This window comes from Bradyrhizobium sp. PRIMUS42 (assembly GCF_023006515.1).
Taxonomy (GTDB): Bacteria; Pseudomonadota; Alphaproteobacteria; order Rhizobiales; family Xanthobacteraceae; genus Bradyrhizobium.
Genome location: NZ_JALBGZ010000974.1, coordinates 1 through 1,896 on the forward strand (window position 1 = coordinate 1; position 1,896 = coordinate 1,896).

The following is a 1,896-nucleotide window of genomic DNA, read 5'->3' on the forward strand; positions in this document are numbered from 1 at the left end:
CGCGCTCGCCCCGCCGGCGTGGCGGCCGCTCGCCTATGCCGGAGCAATCATCTTTGGCGCCGTCACCAGCGCCCTGCGCATGGCCTTCGGCGGGCACTTTTTCACCGATGTCTCGATTGCCGGCCTCGTCACCTTCGTCGTGATCTGGTTCGCTTACGCGCTGATTTACCGCTGGCCGCGGACGCGGTTTTCCGACGAGGCCGTCGATGCCGCCCTGACCCGGCTGAACATGCCCGCCTACCGGCTCCGCCAGCGCCTGTTCGGCCGCAAGACCGGTCCCGAGCCGTCGGTTTGAGCCATTAAATGCGTGCCGATCCCTGCGAAATTTGATATTCGCGCGGTCAAGTTCGCCCCGACATCAGCCCCTTGAGACCCGATTGGAAGCGCCATGACCACGATCCTGAAAAGCCTGCCCAAGGGTGAGAAAGTCGGCATCGCTTTTTCGGGCGGCCTCGACACCTCTGCAGCGCTGCTCTGGATGAAGCAGAAGGGCGCGCGCTGCTACGCCTACACCGCCAATCTCGGCCAGCCCGATGAGGCCGACTACAACGAGATCCCGCGCAAGGCGATGGAGTTCGGCGCCGAGAAGGCCCGGCTGGTCGATTGCCGCACGCAGCTGGTCCACGAAGGCATCGCCGCGATCCAGTCGGGCGCCTTCCACATCTCGACCGGCGGCATCACCTATTTCAACACCACCCCGCTCGGCCGCGCCGTCACCGGCACCATGCTGGTCGCGGCGATGAAGGAAGACGGCGTCAACATCTGGGGCGACGGCTCGACCTTCAAGGGCAACGACATCGAGCGCTTCTATCGCTACGGCCTCCTCACCAATCCGGGCCTGAAGATCTACAAGCCCTGGCTCGACCAGCAGTTCATCGACGAGCTCGGCGGCCGCGCCGAGATGTCGGCGTTCATGACCGCGCAGGGCTTTGCCTACAAGATGAGCGCCGAGAAGGCGTATTCGACCGACAGCAATCTGCTCGGTGCCACGCACGAGGCCAAGGATCTCGAGAGCCTCGACAGCGGCATCAAGATCGTCAACCCGATCATGGGCGTGCCGTTCTGGCGCGACGACTGCGCCGTCAAGGCCGAGAAGGTCGTGGTGCGTTTCGAGGAGGGACAGCCGGTTGCGCTCAACGGCCAGACCTTCCCCGATCCTGTCGCGCTGTTCCTGGAAGCCAATGCGATCGGCGGCCGCCACGGCCTCGGCATGAGCGACCAGATCGAGAACCGCATCATCGAGGCCAAGAGCCGCGGCATCTATGAAGCGCCCGGCATGGCGCTCTTGCACATCGCCTATGAGCGCCTCGTCACCGGCATCCACAACGAGGACACGATCGAGCAGTACCGCATCAGCGGCATGCGCCTCGGCCGCCTGCTCTATCAGGGTCGCTGGTTCGACTCGCAGGCCCTGATGCTGCGCGAGACCGCGCAGCGCTGGGTCGCGCGCGCCGTCACCGGCGAGGTGACGCTCGAGCTGCGCCGCGGCAACGATTATTCGATCCTCAACACCGAGAGCCCGAACCTCACCTATGCGCCCGAGCGGCTCAGCATGGAGAAGGTCGAGGACGCCGCGTTCTCGCCGGCCGACCGTATCGGCCAGCTCACCATGCGCAATCTCGACATCGCCGACACCCGCACCAAGCTGAAGCTCTACAGCGACACCGGCCTGCTCTCGGGCAGCGAAGGCTCGCAGATCTTCCGACTGGAGAGCGACAAGGGCTAATCCACCACGCTTCCGCGTTTCCCGAACGAAGCTGGTGGGTTACGCCTTCGGCTAACCAACCCTACAAGAGAAAACAAAAATGGCCGGGATCGCTCCCGGCCATTTTGCATTTGTGTGTGCCGTTACCGCGGCGGCGCGGTGCCGGGCGGGGGCGGCGGCAGCGAGGCCTG

The 1,896-nt window shown here is 65.0% G+C and carries 1 protein-coding gene and 1 pseudogene; both read left to right on the forward strand.

The features are described 5' to 3' along the window. A pseudogene (locus MOV75_RS36420) lies at positions 1 to 295 on the forward strand (PAP2 family protein); the annotation flags it as partial. A gap of 93 nt (positions 296 to 388) precedes the next feature. After that, on the forward strand, positions 389 to 1,726 hold the full coding sequence (gene argG / locus MOV75_RS36425) for an argininosuccinate synthase (protein WP_246931686.1): 1,338 nt from the start codon (positions 389 to 391) through the stop codon (positions 1,724 to 1,726). Positions 1,727 to 1,896: the final 170 nt, after the last annotated feature.